This is a genomic window from Streptomyces sp. 5-10, assembly GCF_014712245.1.
GTDB classification, from domain to species: Bacteria; Actinomycetota; Actinomycetes; order Streptomycetales; family Streptomycetaceae; genus Streptomyces; species Streptomyces violaceusniger.
Genome location: NZ_JACVYG010000167.1, coordinates 1 through 3,241, shown reverse-complemented (window position 1 = coordinate 3,241; position 3,241 = coordinate 1). Strand labels below are relative to the sequence as shown.

Sequence of the window (3,241 nt, the reverse complement as noted above, 5' to 3'; positions counted from 1 at the left end):
AACCCAACTCCTTGAACGCACGATCGGGCTCAACGACCTCCCCACCGGCGAACCCGAGGACCGCAGCCACATGGCCACGCACCAGATCGAGCAGGACCCTGTCGGTCTCCGCCCCGGTCAGCCCCGTCAACCGCTCCCGCAGGCCGGCCGAAGTATGTGCCCCGCCGGACGCACTCACGGCCTCAAGCGCCTTCGCGACCTCGGGGAGGTCACCGATCAACGGGCTCGGCCGCCCCAGGGTGAACGAGGGGGCAAACCGCTCCCAGTCCATATCCGCGACCGTCACCACGCCATCGTCACCCGCGATCGCGCCCCGCAAGGCGGCAAGGGCCAAGGCCGGATCCATGGCGAGCAGGCCACGACGGGCGAGTTCCCTTTCCACCCCCTCCGCTGCCGCCATACCGCCCTCGGCCCAGGGACCCCAGGCCACGGAGGTACCGGCGAGACCCCGGGCACGGCGGTCCTCCACCAGCGCGTCCAGATAGGCATTGGCCGCACCGTAGGCGGCCTGGCCACCACTGCCCCACACACCGGCGATCGACGAGAAGACCACGAACGCGTCCAGCTCACGCTCACCCAGCAACTCATCCAGGCACGCCGCCCCCGCGGCCTTCCCGGACACCACCGCCGCCGCGTCCGACAGACTCATCCCCCGAAGCTCAGCCGCCTGCTCAACACCCGCCGCATGGAACACCGCACTGAGCGGAAACTCCTCCGGAACCGACGCAAGAACACCAGCCAACGCCTCACGATCGGTCACATCACACGCCACCACGGTCACCCGCGCGCCCAGCGCCTCGAGCTCATCCCGCAGTTCGGTAGCGCCCGGAGCGTCAAGGCCGCGACGACTGGTCAGCACCAGATGCTCGGCACCGCTGCGCGCCAGCCAACCGGCCACCCGGCCGCCCAGCGCCCCGGTGCCGCCGGTCACCAGCACGGTGCCGCGCGCCCGCCACGGCCGCTCCGCTCCCTCACCCGCGTCAGCCCGCACCAGACGCCTGGCGAACACACCCGAGCCCCGCACCGCGACCTGGTCCTCACCGTCCCCGGCCGACAGCACACCAGCCAGCCGCGCCACACCACGCTCATCCAGCGACTCCGGCACATCGACCAGACCACCCCACACCGCCGAGTGCTCCAACCCCACCACCCGACCCAGACCCCACACCTGCGACTGCACCACACCAGCCAGCCGATCCCAGCGCCCCACCGACACCGCGCCACGCGTACCGCACCACAACCGAGCCGGAACATCCACCTCAACCATCGCCTGCGCCAGCACCAAACTCAGCGCATAACCACCCGACAGCCCCGGATACCCCGGGCACGGCTCCTCCTCCAGAGCCAGCAGCGACAGCACACCACCCAGCTCGGGCACCTCCGCGACCGCCTCACGCAGCCGCGCCGCCAGCACACCCGCGCCCAGGTCCCGCTCATCCGCCACCAGCGACACCACACCCGCGCCATGCCGCTCGAGCCCGGCCACAACCTGCGACACCAGCTCATCCCCGGCACGGGACGCCGGAACCACCACCAGCCACGTCCCCGACAACGACCCCTCGGCCGCGTCCGGAACCGGCTTCCACGACACCCGATAACGCCAGCCGTCAATCGTCGACTGTTCACGGCTGCTGCGGCGATACGCCGACAGAGCCGGCAACACCGCGCCCAACGACACCTCGTCGTCGAAGTCCAGCGTCCTCGCGAGCGATTCGAGATCCTCACGCTCCACGGCCTGCCAGAACCGCGCGTCGACCTCGTCCCGGACTCCGGCATCCGCGCCGGCCGCGGCGGTGGACTTCTCGATCCAGTAGCGCCGACGCTGGAACGCGTAAGTCGGCAGGTCGACCCTGCGGGCCTCGAGGCCGTCGAAGGCCGACGCCCAGGCGACATCGGTCCCGTGCGCATGCAGTTGTGCCAGCGCCGTGATCAGGGCCGCTGCCTCCGAGCGGTCCTTGCGCAGCACCGGCACGGTCACGGGCGCCGAGGCAGGCTCGGCCCGTTCCGTCAGGCAGTCCTGCGCCATCGCCGAGAGTACGCCATCGGGGCCCACCTCCAGGAAGGTGGTCACACCCTGCCTCGTCAGTGCCCGCACCCCATCCAGGAAGCGCACCGCCTCCCGCACGTGCCGCACCCAATACTCCGGGGAACACACCTCAGTGTCCGAGGCCACCCCACCGGTGACATTGGAGATCAGATCGATGGAGGGCGGGGCGAACGACAGCCCCTCGACGACCTTGCGGAAGTCGTCCAGCATCGCGTCCATACGCGGCGAGTGGAACGCGTGGCTGACCCGCAGACGGCGCGTCTTGCGGCCCCGCTCCGCCCACTGCCCGGCGATCTCCAGCGCCACCGCCTCATCACCCGCGATGACCACGGCGGTCGGACCGTTGACCGCGGCGATGCTCACCTCGGCCTCACGCCCGGCCAGCGACGGAGCGATCTCCTCCTCCGACGCCTCGACGGCCACCATCGCCCCGCCCTCGGGCAGGGCCTGCATCAACCGGCCACGAGCCGCCACCAGCGCGCACGCGTCCTCCAGCGAGAACACACCCGCCACATGCGCGGCGGCGATCTCGCCGATGGAGTGACCGATCACCACGTCCGGGGTGACGCCGAAGTGCTCCAGCAGCCGGAACAACGCCACCTCGACCGCGAACAGCGCGGGCTGCGTGAACGCCGTCTGGTCCAGCAAGTCGGCGTCCGCGCTGCCCTCGGCGGCGAACACCACCTCCCGCAACGGACGATCCAGCAGACCGTCCAGACGCGCGCACACCTCGTCCCACGCGTCAGCGAACACCGGGTAGGCGTCGTACAGCTCCCGCCCCATGCCAAGACGCTGCGCCCCCTGGCCCGAGAACAGGAACGCGAGCGTGTCCTCGCTCCGTACCACGCCCTGCACGACCCGAGCGGAACTCTCGCCGTTGGCCAGGGCCTCCAGGGCGCGGAGGAATTCGTCTCGGTCCTGGGCGACCAGGGCCGCGCGGTGCTGGAAAGCCGAACGGGTCGTGGCCAGGGAGAAGCCGACATCCGCCACATCCAGCTCCGAGTGAGCGCTCAGATGGGCGTGGAGCTGACCCGCCTGGGCGGCGAGCGCCTCCGTGCTCTTGCCGGACACCAGCCATGGCAGGACAGCGGGCCGCTTGCCCTCGCCCGCCTTGGGGCCCATCGCCTCAGACGGTCCATCACGGTCGGCTTCCGGGGCCTGTTCGATGATGGTGTGCGCGTTGGTGCCGCTCAC

At 70.9% G+C, this 3,241-nt stretch carries 1 protein-coding gene; it reads right to left on the bottom strand.

What is annotated here, in order from left to right:
* A partial coding sequence (locus tag IEJ02_RS47590) for an SDR family NAD(P)-dependent oxidoreductase (protein ID WP_191070473.1) occupies positions 1 to 3,241 on the bottom strand: 3,241 nt, incomplete at both ends.